Annotated in this window: 1 protein-coding gene; it reads left to right on the top strand. The window is 62.7% G+C overall.

Annotated elements, in window-relative coordinates:
* The first annotated feature begins 92 nt into the window (after window positions 1-92).
* Entirely contained in the window at window positions 93-1,133 is a 1,041-nt protein-coding gene (locus tag G7Y82_RS21080; protein WP_168150113.1) for an IS110 family RNA-guided transposase, read from the top strand.
* Window positions 1,134-1,404: the final 271 nt, after the last annotated feature.

Raw genomic sequence — 1,404 nt, 5'->3', positions numbered from 1 at the left:
TGATGGAATGGACTCCTCCCGCTGTTTTAAGCGGCATCGAAGTGCCAAGCTGGAGATGCGAATCATCAGCGATCCAACAGGAGGAGTCCGACATGGAATCTACGCTCATCGCGGTGGATACCGCAAAGTTGGTTTTCGAGGTGGCCGAGGCGGATGCGGGCGGCAAGGTCCGTCGGCGGCTGCGCCTGAATCGTCCGCAGTTCTCCGAATATCTGGCGACGCGCGAGCGCGCTTCGTTCGTGCTGGAAGCCTGCGGCGGGGCGCATCACTGGGCACGGATGATGGAGCGGCTGGGCCATTCGGTGCGCCTGCTACCGGTGCCCTACGTCTGTGCGTACCGGCGGCGCAACAAGACCGATCGCGCCGATTGCCTGGCGATGCTGGAAGCCGCGAAGAATCCGGAGATTCTGCCGGTGCCGGTCAAAACCACCGGGCATCAGGCCATTCAAGGGCTGCACCGCTGCCGCAGCGCCTGGATGGAAACACGAACCGCACGCATCAATACGCTGCGCGGTCTGCTGCGGGAGTTTGGCTTGATCCTGCCGATCGGTGCCGCTGCAGCACTGAAGCTGATTCCCGAAGCGTTGGACGAAGAAGCGCTGCCGCCGATGCTGCGTCCGACGCTGCAAACCCTGTACGACGAAATCCGCGAACTCGAACAGCGCATCGCATCAGTGGAACGTCAACTCGAAGCGATCAGCCGGCAGAATCCGGTGATCGAACACCTGCGCGACATCTCCGGCATCGGCCTTCTGACGGCGACCGCGCTGTACGCCAGCGCCAACGACGCCAAGCACTACCGCGACGGCCGACATCTGGCTTCCTGGCTCGGCCTCACGCCGCGCGAACACTCCAGCGGCCACATCCGGAAACTCGGCGGCATCAGCAAACGCGGTGATCGCTACGTGCGGATGCTGCTGACGCATGGAGCCCGAGCGGTGCTGCTCAGAGCCGGGCAGATGCAGCGCGCTGGGCACAATCTCAATGCCTTGCAGCGATGGGCGCTTGCGTTGAAAGCGCGAACGAACCACAACAAGGCGACCTGCGCGCTGGCCAACAAGCTCGCACGCATCGCATGGGCGACGTGGCGGCACGGCACCGTGTTCGATCCCAATCAGGCTGCCGCAGCCTGAAGCACCACCGCGTAAAGCGTTCTTCCAAAGGTTGCGCAGGAGAAAAAAGCGGATCATGGCGTAGACGGTCGGACCGTCCGGGAAACAAAGCCGATAACAAGCTTGAGCGAAAAGCTCGTTGCGAACGTGTGGCGCTCCCGGCGCGGATTTCCATGAAGGCTCGGCCTGCATCGCAGGCCCTCGACGAAGCCGAATGTACGACTGCAACCACCTTCAAACGCCGCGATCAGCGTTTCACTTCACCTGCGGGCTTGCGGGAGGAGTCCATGTA

Source organism: Solimonas marina, from assembly GCF_012241385.1.
GTDB lineage: Bacteria > Pseudomonadota > Gammaproteobacteria > Nevskiales > Nevskiaceae > Solimonas > Solimonas marina.
This window is presented reverse-complemented; position numbering and strand designations above follow the sequence as displayed.